Annotated in this window: 11 protein-coding genes; 9 read left to right on the plus strand and 2 right to left on the minus strand. The window is 69.6% G+C overall.

All coding sequences use genetic code 11. The features are described from left to right. Positions 1-145: 145 nt before the first annotated feature. The 4 genes from RCP37_RS20055 (at position 146) to RCP37_RS20070 (ending at position 2,679) form a co-directional block, all read left to right on the plus strand. Positions 146-1,345, plus strand: a complete 1,200-nt coding sequence (locus RCP37_RS20055) for a polysaccharide biosynthesis protein (protein ID WP_308487172.1) — start codon at positions 146-148, stop codon at positions 1,343-1,345. Between the two features lie 27 nt (positions 1,346-1,372). Beyond that, a complete protein-coding gene (locus tag RCP37_RS20060) occupies positions 1,373-2,071 on the plus strand; it encodes a polyprenyl-phospho-N-acetylgalactosaminyl synthase PpgS (protein WP_308487173.1) in 699 nt (232 codons plus the stop codon). Continuing rightward, the gene (locus tag RCP37_RS20065) at positions 2,068-2,436 is read left to right on the plus strand and encodes a DUF2304 domain-containing protein (protein WP_308484699.1); all 369 of its coding nucleotides are present in this window, start codon (positions 2,068-2,070) and stop codon (positions 2,434-2,436) included. Before RCP37_RS20060 ends, RCP37_RS20065 begins: the two co-directional genes overlap by 4 nt. Before the next feature lie 72 nt (positions 2,437-2,508). Next, positions 2,509-2,679, plus strand: coding sequence for an Rv1535 domain-containing protein (locus RCP37_RS20070; protein WP_308484700.1), 171 nt, complete (start codon positions 2,509-2,511; stop codon positions 2,677-2,679). 10 nt (positions 2,680-2,689) lie between these two features. Here RCP37_RS20070 and RCP37_RS20075 read toward each other — a convergent pair whose 3' ends face one another. Together RCP37_RS20075 and RCP37_RS20080 are read right to left on the minus strand one after the other, a co-directional pair. Next, a complete protein-coding gene (locus RCP37_RS20075) occupies positions 2,690-7,282 on the minus strand; it encodes a cation-translocating P-type ATPase (protein ID WP_308484701.1) in 4,593 nt (1,530 codons plus the stop codon). Between the two features lie 147 nt (positions 7,283-7,429). Beyond that, the gene (locus tag RCP37_RS20080) at positions 7,430-8,374 is read right to left on the minus strand and encodes an NAD-dependent epimerase/dehydratase family protein (protein ID WP_308484702.1); all 945 of its coding nucleotides are present in this window, start codon (positions 8,372-8,374) and stop codon (positions 7,430-7,432) included. A gap of 32 nt (positions 8,375-8,406) precedes the next feature. Here RCP37_RS20080 and RCP37_RS20085 point away from each other — a divergent pair, with 32 nt between their 5' ends. The 5 genes from RCP37_RS20085 to RCP37_RS20105 all read left to right on the plus strand — a co-directional run bounded on the left by RCP37_RS20085 (position 8,407) and on the right by RCP37_RS20105 (position 17,602). Continuing rightward, a complete protein-coding gene (locus RCP37_RS20085; protein ID WP_308484703.1) occupies positions 8,407-10,200 on the plus strand; it encodes a hypothetical protein in 1,794 nt (597 codons plus the stop codon). A 72-nt stretch (positions 10,201-10,272) separates the two neighbouring features. Continuing rightward, positions 10,273-10,983, plus strand: coding sequence for a VIT1/CCC1 transporter family protein (locus tag RCP37_RS20090; protein WP_308487174.1), 711 nt, complete (start codon positions 10,273-10,275; stop codon positions 10,981-10,983). 11 nt (positions 10,984-10,994) lie between these two features. After that, positions 10,995-12,257, plus strand: coding sequence for an APC family permease (locus RCP37_RS20095; protein ID WP_308484704.1), 1,263 nt, complete (start codon positions 10,995-10,997; stop codon positions 12,255-12,257). Positions 12,258-12,290: 33 nt separating this feature from the next. Beyond that, positions 12,291-16,262 carry a Pls/PosA family non-ribosomal peptide synthetase gene (locus tag RCP37_RS20100; RefSeq protein WP_373693070.1) on the plus strand — a complete coding sequence of 1,324 codons (3,972 nt, stop codon included), beginning with the start codon at positions 12,291-12,293 and terminating at the stop codon, positions 16,260-16,262. Continuing rightward, complete coding sequence (locus RCP37_RS20105) at positions 16,259-17,602, plus strand: M1 family metallopeptidase (protein ID WP_308484706.1); 1,344 nt, start codon at positions 16,259-16,261, stop codon at positions 17,600-17,602. Before RCP37_RS20100 ends, RCP37_RS20105 begins: the two co-directional genes overlap by 4 nt. Positions 17,603-17,662 lie beyond the last annotated feature (60 nt).

A 17,662-nucleotide genomic window follows, 5' to 3' on the forward strand; every position in this document is an offset into this window, starting at 1 on the left:
CTCCGGTCAGCGAGTCAGTTCAGCGGGCTGCCCGACGGTACCCCGCGGCCCGCTTAGTATTTTCGCCGTGGTGACCGATGTGGGTGGTACCGGATCCCCCGGGTTCCCCCGTGGGCTGACCACCGGTCCCGTCGCCCGAGCCAGTATGGCCCGGGTCGGCACCGCAACCCTGCTCAGCGCGCTGTGCGGCTACGCGGTGCTGTATCTGGCGGCGCGTGATCTGGACCCGGCGGGTTTCTCGGTGTTCGGCGTGTTCTGGGGTGCATTCGGACTGGTCAACGGCGCCGCCAACGGCCTGCTGCAGGAGACCACCCGGGAAGTCCGGTTCGCCGGAGACTCCACGCGCGAGCGCCCCTCCACCGCACACACCCGCCCGCTGCGGGTGGCCGGACTGAGCGGGCTGGTGGCGGCCGCGGTGGTCGCCGCCAGTTCGCCGTTGTGGAGCGGCCACGTGTTCGTCGAGGCGCGCTGGCTGTCGGTCGGGCTGCTGTGCTTTGGTCTGGCCAACTTCGCGGTGCACGCCACGCTGCTCGGCATGTTGGCCGGCGCCAACCGCTGGACGCAGTACGGCGCGCTGATGGTGACCGATGCGAGCGTCCGGGTGGCCGTGGCCACCGCGACGTTCGTCGTCGGCTGGGGCCTGGTCGGATTCTTGTGGGCCACCGTGGCCGGCGCGCTGGCCTGGCTACTGCTGCTGGCCGCCTCACCCACGGCCCGCTCCGCAGCGCGACTGCTGACTCCGGTGAGCACGGCGGGATTCCTGCGCGGCGCGGCGCATTCGATAACCGCAGCCGGGGCCAGCGCGATCCTGGTGATGGGTTTTCCGGTGCTGCTGCAGGCCACCTACGGCGAATTGGGTGCTGCGGGCGGCGTGGTGATCCTGGCGGTCACGGTGACCCGGGCACCGCTACTGGTGCCGTTGACCGCTATGCAGGGCAACCTGATCGCGCACTTCGTCGACCAGCGGGGCCGCCGGCTACGGGCACTGCGCACGCCCGCGGCGGCCGTCGCCGCACTGGGCGCGGTGGGCACGGTGGCGGCGGGCCTGCTCGGACCTTGGCTGCTGCGCACGGTGTTCGGCGCGGATTATCGTGCCGACGGGCTGCTGCTGGCCGGACTGACAACAGCAGCCACGGCGATCGCGCTGCTGACGCTGACCGGGGCGGCGACGGTGGCCGCGGCACTGCACCGCGCCTATGCCCTGGGGTGGGTGGGCGCCACGGTGGCCTCGACCTTGCTCCTGCTGCTGCCGTTGGACCTACCGACCAGAACCGTGGTCGCCCTGCTGTGCGGTCCCCTGGTGGGAATCGTCGTGCATCTAGCCGCGTTGCGCACCGATTCGTAAGCCGGGCAGGCGTGTATTTTCTAAACCATCGATACCCGCTACCCCGATGTCTGGATCATCGTCCCGGCGTTCAACGAGGCGACCGTCATCGGTGACGTGATCGCCGGGATCCGTTCGGTTTTCGACTACGTGGTCTGCGTGGACGACGGAAGCGCTGACGACACCGCCGTCACGGCGCGACGCGCGGGCGCCTACGTGGTGCACCATCCGGTCAACCTCGGTCAGGGCGCGGCCATCCAGACCGGGGTCGAGTTCGCCCGCCGTCAGCCCGGCGCTCGACTGTTCGCCACCTTCGACGCCGACGGCCAGCACCGCGTCGCCGACCTGATGCGCATGATCGACCATCTCGACAGCGCCGACCTCGACATCGTGATCGGCACCCGGTTCGCCGCACCCGAAGCTGCCGCAACGGTGCCGCCGCTCAAACGAGCGATACTGCGGACCGCGGTCTGGCTCAACCCGCGAATTCGCCGACTTGGACTCTCCGACGCCCACAACGGCCTGCGGGTGTTCAACCGGCGAGTGGCCGATGGCCTCGACCTCACCATGAACGGGATGAGCCATGCCGGGGAGTTCATCGCGCTGATTGCCGAGAACCGCTGGCGGGTGGGCGAAGAGCCGGTCGAGGTGCTCTACACCGACTACTCGAAGTCGAAGGGGCAGCCGCTGCTCAACGGCGTCAACATCCTGTTCGATGGGTTGCTACGCAAGAGGATGTCGCGATGAACTGGATCAAGGTTCTGCTCATCGCGGCGGTGCTGATGCTGCTGATCTACCTGTTGCTGTCGCGTCGGTCCGCCCAGTCGCGGGCCTGGGTGAAGGTCGGCTACCTGGTGTTCGTGGTGGCCGGCATCTATGCGGTGCTGCGCCCCGACGACACCACCGTGGTGGCCAACTGGCTCGGGGTGCGCCGCGGCACCGATCTGATGCTGTACGTGCTGATCATGGTTTTCGCGTTTACCACGCTGAGCACCTATATGCGATTCCGCGATCTGGAGCTGCGTTATGCCCGGCTGGCGAGGGCGATAGCGCTTACCCAAGCCCAACCGCCCGAGCCGCCTAAGCCGTCTGGGCCGTATAAGACACAGTAATTCGGCAACAGTTGTCCCAGAGGTAACAGCAGGTTTGCCGATCGTCCGATTCCAGCCCTCACCGTTGCAGGTATGCGGACTACCCAAGTCCTGGCAGAACCTCTGGCCGACGCGACAGCGGCACTTCTGACGGTGCCGATGGTCGAGTTGTACGCAGTGCTCTGGCGTGCCGGTCTGCTGGAGGTGCGACTTCGCGCATCCAAGCGACCGCTGCCGCAGGTGACGGTGCTTCAGCCGGCGTAACGGGACAGCCTTAGCGCACCAGCTCCAGCTTCGCGGACGACTTCTTGGCGGGGGCCTTTTTGGCCGGGGCCTTCTTGGCCGGCGTTTCCTTGGCCGGGGTTTGCTTGGCCGCCGGAGCCTTCTTGACCGGAGCCTTCTTGACCGGGGCCTTCTTCACCGGGGCTTTCTTGACCGGAGCCTTCTTGGCGGGGGCCTTCTTGGCGGGGGCCTTCTTTGCAGCTGGAGCCTTCTTGGCCGGTGCCTTCTGGGCCGGAACCGCCGACACCGCCTTGATGGGGGCCTCGATCTCCTGGGCGGGGGCGGCGATCTCCTTGGTGGGAGTTGTCGAGAACCGGCTCGCCACAGCCACCGCGGCGGTGGCCGCCGCGGCCGTGCCGAGACCCTGCGCCCAGCCGATCGGGCCGACCGGCGTGCAACCCAACAGCTGGCTGACCCCGGGCGCGGAGACGATCGCCGCGAACAGCGCGAACGATCCGGCCGCGGTGGCCAGCACCATTGGCGCCCGCGAATCGACCACGGTTTGACAGAGTTCGGTGGTCACCAGCGAGATCAGCGCCACCGTTGCGGCCCGCTGCGGCAGACCCGTCGCCGAGGCCATCGCCCAGGCTGCGGTGCCCGCCGCGGCGGTGACTCCGCCGCGGAACGCCACCGCGCGCCACAGTTTGCGCTCGTCGAGTCCGGGCACCGCGTCACCGATCGGGCCGGCCGGAGTGCTCACCGCCACGGCGGTGGCCGGCAGCGCGTCGGTCAGGGTGTTCATCAACAGCAGCTGCCGGGTGTTCAGCGGTGAATTCCCCGTAATCGCAGTGCCGATGACGGAGAACATCACTTCGCCGGCGTTGCCGCCCAGCAATCCGGAGATGGCCAGTTGCACACCGCGCCACAGTCGCCGGCCCTCGTCGATCGCGTCGACCAAGGCACCGATCTTGCCGTCGGTCAGCACCACATCGGCGGTGGCATGCGCCGAATCGCTGCCGTGCGCAACGACACCCAGACCTACCGTTGCGGCCCGGATCGCAGCGGCGTCGTTGGCGCCGTCGCCCACCATCGCCGATACCCGGCCGGCACGCTCCAGCGTCTGGACGATCTGCACCTTGTTCTCCGGCGACATTCGGGCGAAGATCACCCGCTCGCAGACCACACGCTCTTGTTCCTTGCGGTTCAAGGCATTCCACTCCGAGCCGGTGATGACCTGCTCGGGAGCGACGGTCACGCCCATCTCGGCGGCGATCGCGGTGGCCGTGATCGGGTGGTCACCGGTGATCATCCGGATGTCGACGCCGCGGGCGGCCAGATCGGCCAGCAGCTGCGGCGCGTCGGCCCGGGGGGTGTCGGCCAGGCCGAGGAACCCGAGCAACGTCAGCCCGGAGGCACTGACCTCCACGAGACGTTCCGAATCGTCCTGAACGGCCTGCACCTGGGCGGCGGTCAGCTTGCCGTGGGCGACCGCGATCACCCGCAGGCCCTGGGCGGCCATCGCGGCCACCTGCTGCTCGATCTTGGCGTCGGCGTTCTTGCAGGCCCCCAACACCACTTCCGGTGCGCCCTTGACCAGCAGCTCCGATCCCAACACCGACGCCGAGAAGGCCCGGCCGGAGCGGAACGGCAGGTGAGCGTCGGGCTCGATCCACGGCCGGGCGCCGCCGGCGGCCGCCGCGCCCTCGACGATGGCCTGGTCGGTGGCGTGCGCGTGGGCCGCGCCGTCGGGAGCCGGGGCCGCCTGCGCGGCCGTGCCGAGGACGTCGTCGTCGGAATATCCCGCAAGCGGGCGCACCGTGGCGACCCGCAGCCGGTTCTCCGACAGCGTTCCGGTCTTGTCGAAACAGACCACGTCGACCCGGCCGAGCGCCTCCACCGACCGCGGGATTCGCACCAGCGCACCGGTTTTGGTCAACCGCTGCGACGATGCGTGCTGGGCCAAGGTGGCCATCAGCGGCATGCCTTCGGGGACGGCGGCGATCGCGACCGCGATCGCGTTGCCGAGCGCGACCCGCAGCCCGCCCTGGCGCAGCAGGCCCAGCGCGCCGACGGCCACACCGCCGGCGGCGCTGTACGGGAATGTCCGGTACATCAGCTGGGACAGGTGGTGCTGCAGGCCGACCTCGGGCAGCTCGCCGGAGGCCAGTTCGGAGGCCCGGCGGGCCTGAGTGTCGGCGCCCACGGCGGTCACCATCGCCAGCGCCTTGCCGGCGATCACCGTGGTGCCCGCGTACAGCATGGAGCTGCGCTCGGCCAGTTCGGCGCCGGGAGTCGGGTCCAGCTGTTTGCCGACCGACAGCGATTCGCCGGTCAGCGCGGATTCGTCGACCTCGACGTCGGACACCTCGATCGTCCGGGCGTCGGCGGGCACCACCTCGTTGCTGCGCACCTCGATCAGGTCGCCGGGCAGCAGTTGTTCGGCGGGGATCTCGTGGTAGGTCGGGGTACCGGCCAATTCCCCCTGCGAACCCATCAGTACGACCCGCGCCGGCGGAGCCTGCTGGGCCAGCAGGGTGTTGAGCCGGCTCTCGGCCCGCAACCGCTGATAAGCGGCCAGCATGGCGTTGCCGGTGAGCACCGTGCCCACCATGACGGCGTCGATCGGCGAGCCCAGCATGGCGGTCGCCGCCGAGCACAGCGCCAGGATCGGCGTCATCGGGTCGGACAACTCTTCACGCACGGCGTGGAAGTACGGCCAGAACATGCCTTGCGTTTCCGCGTCGACCGGCGCGCGTTCGGCCAGCGGCAGCACCGCGTCCGGCGTCAACAGCTCCCGCGCCTGCTCGACCGTCATGGCATGCCACTCGTAGGCCGGTGCCGGCTTCGGTGCGTGTGCCCGCAGCACTCGGCGGGCCAGCAGGTAGCCCGACAGCATTCCGGCACCGGCACCGACGGTCACCGGTCCCGGGCCGCGGCTCTGCCCCGCCCCGACACCGGGGATGGTCGCCCGAACCCCGCGGACCAAAAGCAGCCCGGCGATGGACGACGCCCCGATCGAGATCGCGACCCCGCGCTCGGTGGCCGTCCGGGCAGCCGGCAGCGCGCGCAGCACCTGCCATGCGCCGGCCAGGTCGGCCAGCAGCAGGTCGGCATAAAAAGGAGGCGGGCTGTCGGTGTGCTCGCTCGTCGGCATGACACCCAGCGCCAGATCCGCCGCCGCCAGCGCCTGCGCTGCCGAGGTGGACAACACCGCAACCGTGCGGCCGGCCTGCTGCAGGTCGGCCACGGCGGCGGCCAGTGCACCGTCGAGATCCTCACCGGAGACCGGTCGGATGTCGTCAAAGCCGGGGCGCAGCTCGCCGAGGATCTCGGTGTCCACCGTGACCAGCTCCGCGCCGGAGGCACGTGCTTCCAGGACCACCGCCGAGGCCAGCGCGTGGTGCGCGGGCAGGATCAGCGCGTCTACCGGCTCCGTGCGGGTCGAGCCGCGGGCCGTCATCCCGGGAACCCGGTGCCAGCCCGGGCGCAGTCCGGGCTTGTCGAGCAGGTTCTGCGCACTCTGCCACGCCTTCGGCAGCTCGTGCTCACTGGCGCCGCGAATCTGCACCACCCGGCGTTGTTCACCGGTCAGCGCCCGCGGGTCGATGACCACGGTGTCGATCTTGTCGAGGCGGCGCAGACTGTCCGGCCGCAGCGGCAGCACTTCGTGCGAGTCGGCCAGGCCCTGTCCCAGGGTGGCGGCGAACGATTCGCAACTGGTGCGCACCGCTTTCGGCGAGGTGGCCAGGATCGCGCTCGAGGTCATGTCCAGGTTGCGGGTCAGCGCGCCCACCGCCCCAGCCGCGACCACCTGCGCCACCGCGGTGCGCTTGAGGTAGCGCTCGGCTAGACCGTCCGGTCGCGGGACAGGCCGCGCGGCGGGGTGCACGTCCGGGTGCTCGGCGTACCGGGCCAGCTCCGGTTCGTAGCGATTCCAGGCCAGCGCCCCGGCGCGGGTCTCGGAGGCTTTGAGGCCCTCCACCATCAGATCCACCGCCAGGATCGCCGGGGACATGGTGATGACGTGCGACCCGAGCGAGACCAGGGAAAGCACCCTGTCGGTCTTGGCCGGGCCGATCCGGCTCGCCAGGGCGTTGCGGACCAACGGCTGATAGCGGGCCACCGACGCCGCGGCGTCGAACATCTTGGGCGCGGCCGGCCAGCGCATCGCACTGCCCACGGTGGCGATCGCCAGCCCTACCGCGTTGGCACCCACCATCGCGCCCTTGGTGGCCAGCAGTAGCCCATCGCCCGGCAGTGCCGCGGTCTCGGTCGCGGTCAGTTGGACGTTCTTTTCGACCGCCTCCACCTTGGCACACAAGTCGGCCAGCGAAACGTGGTCACCGATCTCGACCACCACCCGGGACAGCGGGCGATTCAGCCGCACCGAGGTGACGCCGGGCTCGGCCCGCAGGGCTTCGGAAACCTCGGCACCGATGTCTACGCCGTCGGAGTCGTCGAGCCCGTGCACCTCGATCCAGGCCCGTCCGGCACCGCGCCAACTGCGTCGGCTGGTCAGATCGGAGCGCTCACCGGCCAGGATCTTGGCGCCTTCACGCAGGGGGATGGCGGCGAGATCCAGGCTGGCTGATGCGACGGCGCCGACGGCGTCCAGTCCGAAACGGCCGATTGCGAAAACATCCATGGATTGCCTCCAGCGTCATAGCAGCGCTGGAGGTCTCTTCCGCCGGCTGCCCGGCCCACAGCCCCGGTCACCCGATGACGGGCGACGTGATGACGACACTGCGAATTGGGGAATACTCCCCTCCGACCGGCCAGTATGCCACAAAGTTCAGACGGTCTTCACCTGCCGGAAGTACTCCACGGTGCGTGTCACCCCGTCGGCCAGCGCGACCCGCGGGCGCCAACCCAGCACGTCCGCGCCCCGCGAGATGTCCAAGCAGGACCGCTTAAGGTCACCGAGGCGCGGCGGATGGAACTCCGGGTCATCAGGTGCGCCGACGGCGGCGGCCACCGCCGTATGCAGCTGCCGGTCGGAGGTTTCCACCCCGGTGCCGACGTTGAACCGTTGCCCGTTGCCCTGCTCCCCCGAAGCCCGGACGAAGGCGTCCACCACGTCATCGACGAACACGTAGTCGCGGGTGTTCGATCCGTCGCCGAACACCTTGGTGGGCCTGCCCTCCAGCAACGCCTGGGCGAAGATCGCCACCACCCCGGCCTCGCCATGCGGGTCCTGGCGCGGTCCGTAGACGTTGGCCGGCGCGATGTGGGAGCACTGCAGCCCGTAGAGGTGGCCAAAGGTGTTGAGGTAGATCTCACCGGCCACCTTCCCGGCGGCGTAGGGCGAGGCTGGGTCGGTCGGCACGTCTTCGCCGGTCGGATAGCTCTGCGGGGTGCCGTAGATCGACCCGCCCGAGGAGGTGTGCACAATCTTGCGCACCCCCGCCGTCCGCGCGGCCTCGGCCAGCCGGATCGTCCCGACGACATTGACCGAGGCGTCGAAGACCGGGTCGGCCACCGAGTGGCGTACATCGATCTGGGCGGCCAGGTGAAAGACCACCTCGGGCTGGTGCTGCGCCAGGATCTCCTGCAGGTCCGCCGAGACGATGTCGGCCTCGACGAAGGTGAAGCCGGCGTCGCCGGCCAGATGCTCGATGTTGACGGCTCGCCCGGTGGCGAAATTGTCCAGCCCGACTACCTGATGCCCGTCCGCCCGCAGGCGGTCGACCAACGTCGATCCGATGAACCCGGCTGCTCCGGTGACCAGTGCTCGCACCGGCCCACCATACCGACAGGTAAGAAAGACTGATGCGCACCCGGATCACCGCCCTGCCGTGGGTCTGCTGGGCGGCGGTGGCATTGATCGCCGCGCAGCTGGTGGTCCGGGCGGTGGTGGCTTTCGGGGGCTACTTCTACTGGGACGACCTGATCTTGATCGGCCGTGCCGGCACCCATTCGCTGTTGTCGCCGGCGTACCTGTTCGACGATCACGACGGCCATGTGATGCCGGGCGCCTATCTGGTGGCCGGGGCGCTGGCCAAGCTGTGGCCGCTGCAGTGGGCCGCGCCGGCGATCAGCCTGGTGGTCCTGCAGCTGCTGTCGTCGTGCGCGTTGCTGCGCGTGCTGTGGGTGATTCTGGGCTGGCGGCCGGTGCTGCTGGTACCCCTGACCTTCGCGTTGTGGACCCCGCTGGGCCTGCCGGCCTTCGCCTGGTGGGCCGCAGCGCTGAACTCGCTACCGCTGTGCGCCGCATTGTCCTGGGTGTGCGCCGACGCGATCCTGTTGGCGCGCACTGGGAGTCGGCGCTATGCCTACACCGCCACCCTGGCCTACCTGGGCGGGTTGGTGTTCTTCGAGAAGTCCGCCGTGATCCCGTTCGTCGCATTCGCGGTGACGGCACTGTTGGGCTACGTCTCGGGTAAGCCGCTGACCGGTGCGGTCGTCGGGGCGTGGCGGGCCGGGGCCCGGATGTGGACGGCGATGCTGGCGGTGACCGCGGGGTGGATCGGGGTCTACCTGGCGGTGGTGAATCAGAAGCGGTGGAGTTTCGACCTCGACATGACCCGCGACCTGCTGCTGCGCTCGATCACGCACGGCATCGTCCCGAGCCTGGCCGGTGGCCCCTGGACGTGGGCACGCTGGGCGCCGGCCTCGCCGTGGGCGCTGCCGGGACCGGTGGTGATGACGCTCGGCGCTCTGGTGCTGGCCGGGCTGTTGGCGGTGTCGGTGGCGCGCAAGCATCGTTTGGCGCCGGTGTGGCTGGCCGCGGCCGGCTACGCGGCGGCCTGCCAGGTGCCGATCTATCTGATGCGGTCTTCGGCGTTCACCGCGCTGGAGCTGGCTCAGACCCTGCGCTACCTGGCCGATCTCGTCGTGGTGCTGGCGATCCTGGGTGCGATCGGGTTGTGCGCCCCGAACCGCGCCTCGTCGCGGTGGCTGGACGCCTCACCGCTGCGCACCGTGGCCGTGACCGGCCTGGCGGCGGCGTTCACCGCGAGCAGCTTGTACTCGACGGGCACGTTCTTGACCTGCTGGCGAGACGATCCGGCTCGCGCGTACCTGCAGAACGCCCGGCACGGCCTGGCCGCCGCCCACGCCGACTCCGATGCGCCGATGCTCGATCAGGAGGTGGACCCGCTGGTGCTGCAACGGGTCGTCTACCCGGAGAACCTGGCCAGCCACATGTTCGCCCTGCTTGCCGACCGTCCCGAGTTCGCCTCGGCGACGACGCAGTTGCGGATGCTGACCAACTCGGGGACGGTGGCCGACGCCCAGGTGACCTGGGTCCGCTCCCTGGTTCCCGGACCGGTGCCGCACTGCGGCTATCTGATCCAGCCGGACCGGCCGGCGACCCTGGCACTCGACGGCCCCCTGCTGCCCGCGGACTGGACCGCCGAGATCAACTACCTGGCCAACGTCGACGGCGCGATGACATTGTCACTGTCGGACGGTCCCGACGTGCGCGTGCGGGTCCGCCCGGGCCTCAACCGCGTCTTCGTGCGGCTGCCCGGCGCCGGGTACAACGTGTCCGCGCGTGCTGACACCGCGGCGCTGTCGGTGTGCATCGCGGTAGGACCGGTCGGCTACCTCGCGCCCCGGTAGCGCTTCTGAAGTCACCTGCAAGTAATTGCTGGTCACGGCAGCGGATTGGGCGCTACGGTGTCGCGCATGCCGATGCTTCCACCGCACTCAGCCGAGCCCCACGACGGCTCGCTGGCGTCGAAACTCAATTGGTTGCGCGCCGGAGTATTGGGCGCCAACGACGGCATCGTCTCGATCGCGGGCATCGTGGTCGGTGTTGCCGCGGCCACCGTGCAACGGGGTCCGATCTTCACCGCCGGTATCGCCGGTGTGGCGGCCGGCGCTGTATCAATGGCCCTCGGTGAGTACGTTTCGGTGAGTACGCAACGTGACACCGAACAGGCTGTGCTCCACAAGGAGCGTCGCGAACTGCAACAAGACCCGGCTGCCGAGCTCGATGAACTTGCGAGTTTGTATGAAGCCAAAGGACTGTCGGCGGCAACAGCCCAGTTGGTGGCCGAAGAGCTGACCCATCACGATGCGTTCGCTGCGCACGCTGAGGTCGAGCTGGGCATCGATCCGGACGATTTGACCAACCCGTGGCAGGCTGCGGCGGCATCAGCCCTCGCGTTCACGGTGGGAGCGCTGTTGCCGATGGTCGCGATCCTGCTGCCGCCAACGACGTGGCGAGTGCCGGTGACCGTCCTGGTCGTGCTGCTGGCGCTGATGCTCACCGGTGTGGTCTCAGCACGCTTGGGTGGGGCAAACGTCCGAAACGCCTTGATCCGCAATACCACCGGCGGGGCGCTCGCGCTGGGCACCACATACCTGATCGGCCAGTTGGTCGGCCACACAATCGGCTAGGTCTTGGGCTGATGGACGATCACGCGCCCCCCGGCGAGCTGCGCCGGCAGCTGGGCCTGTTCGACGCGGTGACGATCGGGCTGGGCTCGATGCTCGGCGCCGGCATTTTCGTGGCGTTGGCGCCTGCGGCCGCAGCGGCCGGTGCGGCGATGCTGATCGGCCTGGTCGTGGCAGCGGTGATCGCCTACTGCAACGCGATTTCCTCGGCGCGGCTTGCGGCACGGTATCCGGCCTCCGGGGGTACCTACGTATACGGACGCGAGCGGCTGAGCCCGTTCTTCGGCTATCTGGCCGGGTGGGGATTCATCGTCGGCAAGACCGCATCGTGCGCGGCCATGGCGCTGACCGTGGGTTTCTATGCGTGGCCAGCGCACGCCCACGCGGTCGCGGTGACGGCGGTGCTGGGGCTGACCGCCGTCAACGTACTGGGCGTGCAGAAATCGGCGTGGCTGACCCGGGTGATCGTGGCGGTGGTGCTGGCGGTGCTGGCAGTGGTTGTGGTGACCGCCGCGGGCGCCCACGGTATTAAGACCGGTGGATTCGACCACTCGTCGGTGTCGGTGCCGGGGGTGTTGCAGGCAGCGGGCCTGCTGTTCTTTGCGTTCGCCGGCTATGCCCGCATCGCCACGCTGGGCGAGGAGGTACGGGACCCGGCCCACACCATTCCGCGCGCGATCCCGATCGCCTTGGCCATCACCCTTGTGGTGTACGCACTGGTGGCGACGGCAGCACTGAATGTTCTTGGCGCAGAAGGTCTTGCCAGCGCTTCGGCGCCCCTGGCGCAGGTGGTGACCGTCGCCGGGGCGGCCAAACTGACCGTGGCGGTCCAGATCGCAGCGATACTCGCGGCGACCGGGTCCTTGCTGGCCTTGATTCTGGGAGTGTCTCGTACCACCCTGGCCATGGCCCGTGACCGGTATCTGCCCGGGTTCTTGACCGCGGTGCATCCCCGGTACGGGGTGCCGCACCGCGCCGAAATCGCGGTCGGTCTGGTGGTTGCCGTGCTGGCCGCCACTACCGATATTCGTGGTGCCATCGGGTTTTCCTCGTTCGCGGTCCTGGTGTACTACGCCGTGGCCAACGCCGCGGCCTGGACCTTGTCTGCCGCCGAGGGCCGTCCCCCGCGCCTGATCCCGATCATCGGCTTGGTGGGCTGCATTGTTGTCGCGTTCGCCTTGCCAGTCACCTCGGTCCTGGCCGGCCTCGCGGTGTTTGGCGTGGGTATTGCCGCTTACGGCGTGCACCGCCGGTTGGCGCGGCTCGGCCGTCGGTAGCCCTCACCCGGGGAACAACGCGCCGAGCTGACGGTGACGCGCTGCACTCCCCGACCGTGCTGGGTACGTTCTACAGTCGTGCCCTCACCGCAAGTCCCCGCGCAATATCTGCGCGGCTGCTCGGCGCCGCAGCCCCGCACCCTGATCGACATTCTGCAAGAGACCGCTGCCCGCTACCCCGATGCTCCGGCCATCGACGACGGCAATGTGGTGTTGACCTACGCGGAGCTGATCGAGGACATCGCCGACAGTGTCGCGTGGCTGGCCGCCCGCGGCCTGGGCCGCGGCGATCGCATCGGCATTCGGATGCCGTCGGGCAATTACGCGCTGTACGTGGCGATCCTGTCCACGCTGGCGACCGGCGCGGCCTACGTGCCGGTGGACGCCGACGATCCGCCCGAGCGCGCCGAGCTGGTGTTCAACGAAGCCCAAGTGGCAGCGGTGATCACCGAACAGGGATTGATTCGCGGCCCCGGCGCGTCCCGCGGCTGGCGGGCCACGGCTCCGCAGACCAGCGACGACGCCTGGATCATCTTCACCTCGGGGTCCACCGGCACCCCGAAGGGCGTGGCTATCACGCACCGCAACGCGGCGGCCTTCGTCGACGCCGAAGCCCAGCTGTTCTTGCAGGACAACCCGATCGGGCCCGGCGACCGAGTGCTGGCGGGGCTGTCGGTCGCGTTCGACGCGTCCTGCGAGGAGATGTGGCTGGCGTGGCGCTACGGCGCCTGTCTGGTGCCGGCGCCGCGGTCGCTGGTACGCAGCGGCATGGACCTGGGGCCATGGCTGGTGTCACGCGACGTGACCGTGGTGTCCACCGTGCCCACCCTGGCGGCACTGTGGCCGGCCGAGGCATTGGAGGCGGTGCGGCTGCTGATATTCGGCGGCGAGGCCTGCCCGCCGGAGCTGGTGTCCCGGCTGGCAGTGGACGGCCGCGAGGTGTGGAACACCTACGGCCCCACCGAGGCCACCGTGGTGGCATGCGCGGCGCAGCTCGACGGCACCGGCCCGGTTCAGATCGGACTGCCGCTGTTGGGTTGGGACCTGGCCGTGCTCGGCCCCGACGGGGCACCGGTGGCCACCGGCGAAGTCGGCGAGCTGGTGATCGGCGGTGTCGGGCTGGGCCGCTACCTGGACCCCGACCGAGACGCCGAGAAGTACGCGCCGCTACCGCAGCTGGATTGGCCGCGGGCCTACCGCAGCGGCGATCTGGTGCGGTTGGACGCCGACGGGCTGGTGTTCTGCGGCCGGGCCGATGACCAGGTCAAGGTCGGCGGCCGGCGCATCGAATTGGGCGAGGTGGACAGCGCCCTGGTGACGCTGCCCGGCGTCAGCGGCGGCGCGGCTGCGGTGCGGACCAGCGCCGCGGGAACCCCGCTGTTGGTCGGTTACCTGGTCAGCACCGACCCGGACTTCGATCTGACGGCCGCACGCGCCGAGCTGGGCCGGCAGCTGCCCGCCGCGCTGGTGCCCCGGCTGGTGCTGGTCGACGAACTGCCTACGCGCACATCGGGCAAGGTGGACCGCGATGCGCTGCCGTGGCCGGTCGGGCCGGAGCCGGGTGCCCTGCCCGGCGGAGTTCTCGCCGACGGCCCGGACAGCACCCTGGGCTGGCTGGCCGGACTGTGGCGCGACGTGCTGGGCGCCGCGGTCGACGACGAGCAGGCCGACTTCTTCGCCCTCGGCGGCGGATCGCTGCAAGCCGCACAGCTGGTGGCCGCGGTGCGGCAGCGTTACCCGCAGACCACCGTCGCCCAGCTCTACGACCGTCCGCGCCTGGGCTCCCTGGCCGGGTTCCTCGACGACATGGGCCGCAGTGATCCCGCAGCCGAGGCCGCGTCCCGCGCGGTTGAGCCCACGCCGTGGCAGACCCAAGCCGCGCAGGTGCTGCTGTCGGTGCCACTGGCCACGCTGACCGGGCTGCAGTGGGTGACGTGGCTGGCGCTGATCAACAACGTGGTGTCGGCGGTGCACCCGCTGTCTTGGCTGGTGCGGCTCGACTGGTGGTGGGTGATCGCCGCCTTCGTGCTGTTCGTGACCCCGCTGGGCCGGATGGGCATCGCCGCACTGGGGGCGCGCACACTACTGCGCAACCTGGCGCCGGGGACCTACCGGCGCGGCGGACCCGAGCACCTGCGGGTCTGGATCGCCGAACGGCTCGCCACCGCCAGCGGCGCCGAGAACCTTTCCGGCGCACCGTGGCTGGTGTATTACGCGCGGGCTCTGGGTAACAAGATTGGCGAGGGCGTGGACCTGCACTCCGCCCCGCCGGTGACCGGGATGTTGACGCTGGGCCACCGGTGTTCCATCGAGCCGGAGGTGGATCTGACCGGGCACTGGATCGACGGCGATGCGTTCCACGTCGGTCCCGTGACGGTAGGCAACGACGCCACCATCGGTGCCCGCACCACCCTGCTGCCCGGCGCCACGGTCGGCAAGGACGCCGACGTCGCTCCCGGGTCCGGGGTAGTCGGTGAGGTGAAGAAGGGCCAGTACTGGACGGGTTCGCCGGCGGTGAAATCCGGTAAGGCGCACCATCCCTGGCCGGATCACCGGCCGCCGCCGCGCCCGGTGTGGGCTGCGGTGTACGGCCTGACGTCGCTGTTGCTCGCCGGCCTGCCGCTACTGGCGCTGGGAGCCGGGCTGGCGGTGCTGGGCCGGGCCGTTCGGGACTGCGCCACGCTGACCGAGGCAATCCGCCCGGCGGCGCTGGCCACCCCGCTGGCCGCGCTGGTCGCGATGTTCAGCTATGCCGCCTTGACCGTGATCGGGGTGCGGCTGTTGTCGATCGGGCTGCGCGACGGTTACCACCCGGTGCGCAGCCGGGTGGGTTGGCAGCTGTGGGCCACCGAACGTCTGATGGACGACGCTCGTGACTATCTTTTTCCGGTGTACGCCAGCCTGATCACACCGTGGTGGCTGCGATTGCTGGGGGCCAAGGTGGGCGCCGGCACCGAGATCTCCACCGCGCTGGTGATCCCGAAGTTCACCACGATCGCCGACGGCGCCTTTCTCGCCGACGACACCATGGTGGCCTCCTACGAGTTGGGCGGCGGTTGGATCCACGTCGCACCGGCCACCATCGGCAAGCGCGCATTCCTGGGCAATTCCGGGATCACCCAGCCGGGCAGGCGGGTCCCCGACAACTCCTTGGTGGCAGTGCTGTCGACGGCGCCGCACAAGGCCAAGACCGGCTCGTCGTGGCTGGGCAGCCCGCCGGTGCGACTGCGACGTAAAGCCGCCGACCTCGACGCCGAGCGAACGTTCGAACCCCCGCTGCGACTGAAGGTGATGCGCGCCGTCATGGAGACATTCCGGCTGATCCCGGTCGTGGTCACGTTCGCGATCGGGGCCGCGGTTTTGGGCGCGTTGCAGTGGGGGGCAACAACGTTCGGCTACGGATGGACCGCCCTGGGCAGCGGCGTCACGCTGCTGGCCGCGGGTGCAGTGGCCGGCGGCAGCGCGGTGGTGGCGAAATGGCTGACCGTGGGCCGGATCCGGGCGTCACAGCGCCCGCTGTGGTCGTCGTTCGTGTGGCGCAACGAGGTCTCCGACGCTTTCGTCGAAACGGTTGCCGCCCCGTGGTTCGCCCGCGCCGCAACCGGTACCCCGGTGATGAACCTGTGGTTGCGGGCGCTCGGCGCCACCATCGGCCGCGGCGTGTGGTGCGAGACGTACTGGCTGCCCGAAGCCGACCTGGTAACGCTGGACGCCGGCGCAACGGTGAACCGCGGCTGCGTGGTGCAGACCCACCTGTTCCACGACCGGATCATGCAGATGGACACCGTCACGCTGGATGCAGGCGCCACCTTGGGGCCCAACTGTGTGGCGTTGCCCGCGGCCCGGCTGGGCGCCGGTGCCACCGTCGGACCGGCCTCGCTGGTGATGCGCGGCGACGAAGTGCCGGCGGCGACGCGCTGGCAGGGCAATCCCATTGCGCCGTGGCCGGTGTCGGGTAAGAAACGCGGCTCATCGGCCGCCGCTAGGCAGGAGCCCGCGGCGTGAGCAAACCCACGAAGGCAGCCAAGGCCCCCGCTCCTGTTGTTGACCCGTATCTGCCCGGCAGCGGCAACAGCGGCTACCGGGTATCGCGCTACGAGCTCGACCTGGAGTACAAGGTCAGCAGCAACCGGCTCTCGGGCACCGCGACCATCACCGCGGTCGCATTGGCCGCGCTGCGCGAGTTCACCCTGGACCTTGCCGACACACTGTCGGTGGCGAAGGTGTGGGTCAACGGCCGACCACCCGCGCGGTTCGCCACCTCGTCGGCGAAGCTGCGGATCACGCTGGGCGCCACGGTGCCGCCGGGCGCCGCGCTGGTGATCGTCGTCCGGTACTCGGGATCACCGCGCCCCAGCGAAACACTGTGGGGCGAAGTTGGTTTCGAGGAGTTGACCGATGGCGCACTGGTCTCCGGGCAGCCCAACGGCGCACCGTCGTGGTTCCCGTGTGACGATCACCCCTACGCCAAGGCCAGCTACCGGATCCAGATCAGCACCGACAGCCCGTACTACGCGGTGGCCAACGGCGAACTGATATCGCGACGGACCCGGGCCACCCGCACCACCTGGACCTACGAGCAGCCCGAGCCGACCCCGACTTATCTGGTAACCCTGCAGATCGGCCGGTACGTGGCCCGCCGGTTGCCGGGCTCGACGGTGGCAATCCGTGCGGTGCTGCCGGCCCGCCTGCAGACCGAGTTCGAGCAGGATTTCGCAGAACAGGCACAGATGATGGAGCTGTTCGTGCGCCTGTTCGGGCCCTACCCGCTGGCGGCAGGCTACACCGTGCTGGTGACCGACGATAATCTGGAGATTCCCCTTGAAGCACAGGGGATTTCGATCTTCGGAGCCAACCACTGCGACGGCACCGGGGGCTCCAACCGACTGATCGCCCACGAACTGGCCCACCAGTGGTTCGGTAACAGCGTGACCCTGCGACGCTGGAGCGATATCTGGCTGCATGAGGGGTTCGCCTGCTACGCCGAATGGCTGTGGTCGGAACATTCCGGCGGACCGAGCGCCGACCAGCTGGCGCGCCGTTACCACCGTCAACTGGCGGGCCTGCCGCAAGATCTGCTGCTGGCCGATCCCGGACCGGCCGACATGTTCGACGACCGGGTGTACAAGCGCGGGGCGATCACCCTGCATCTGCTGCGCGGCCGGCTGGGCGACGACGCCTTCTTCGCGCTGCTGCGCGACTGGACGTCGCGCTACCGTCACGGCAACGCCGGCACCGAAGACTTCACCGCACTGGCCGCCGGATACGCGGGCGAACCGCTGCAATCGTTGTGGCAGGCCTGGCTGTATTCCACTGCAGTTCCCCCGCTGGCAGCGCCTCGTTAACCAAACGGGCCCGGTAGATATGTGTTTCGTATGAGTCATCGCTGCCGAGTTGCCCGGTCG

Source organism: Mycolicibacter sp. MU0102 (genome assembly GCF_963378105.1).
In the GTDB taxonomy this organism is placed as follows: domain Bacteria; phylum Actinomycetota; class Actinomycetes; order Mycobacteriales; family Mycobacteriaceae; genus Mycobacterium; species Mycobacterium holstebronense.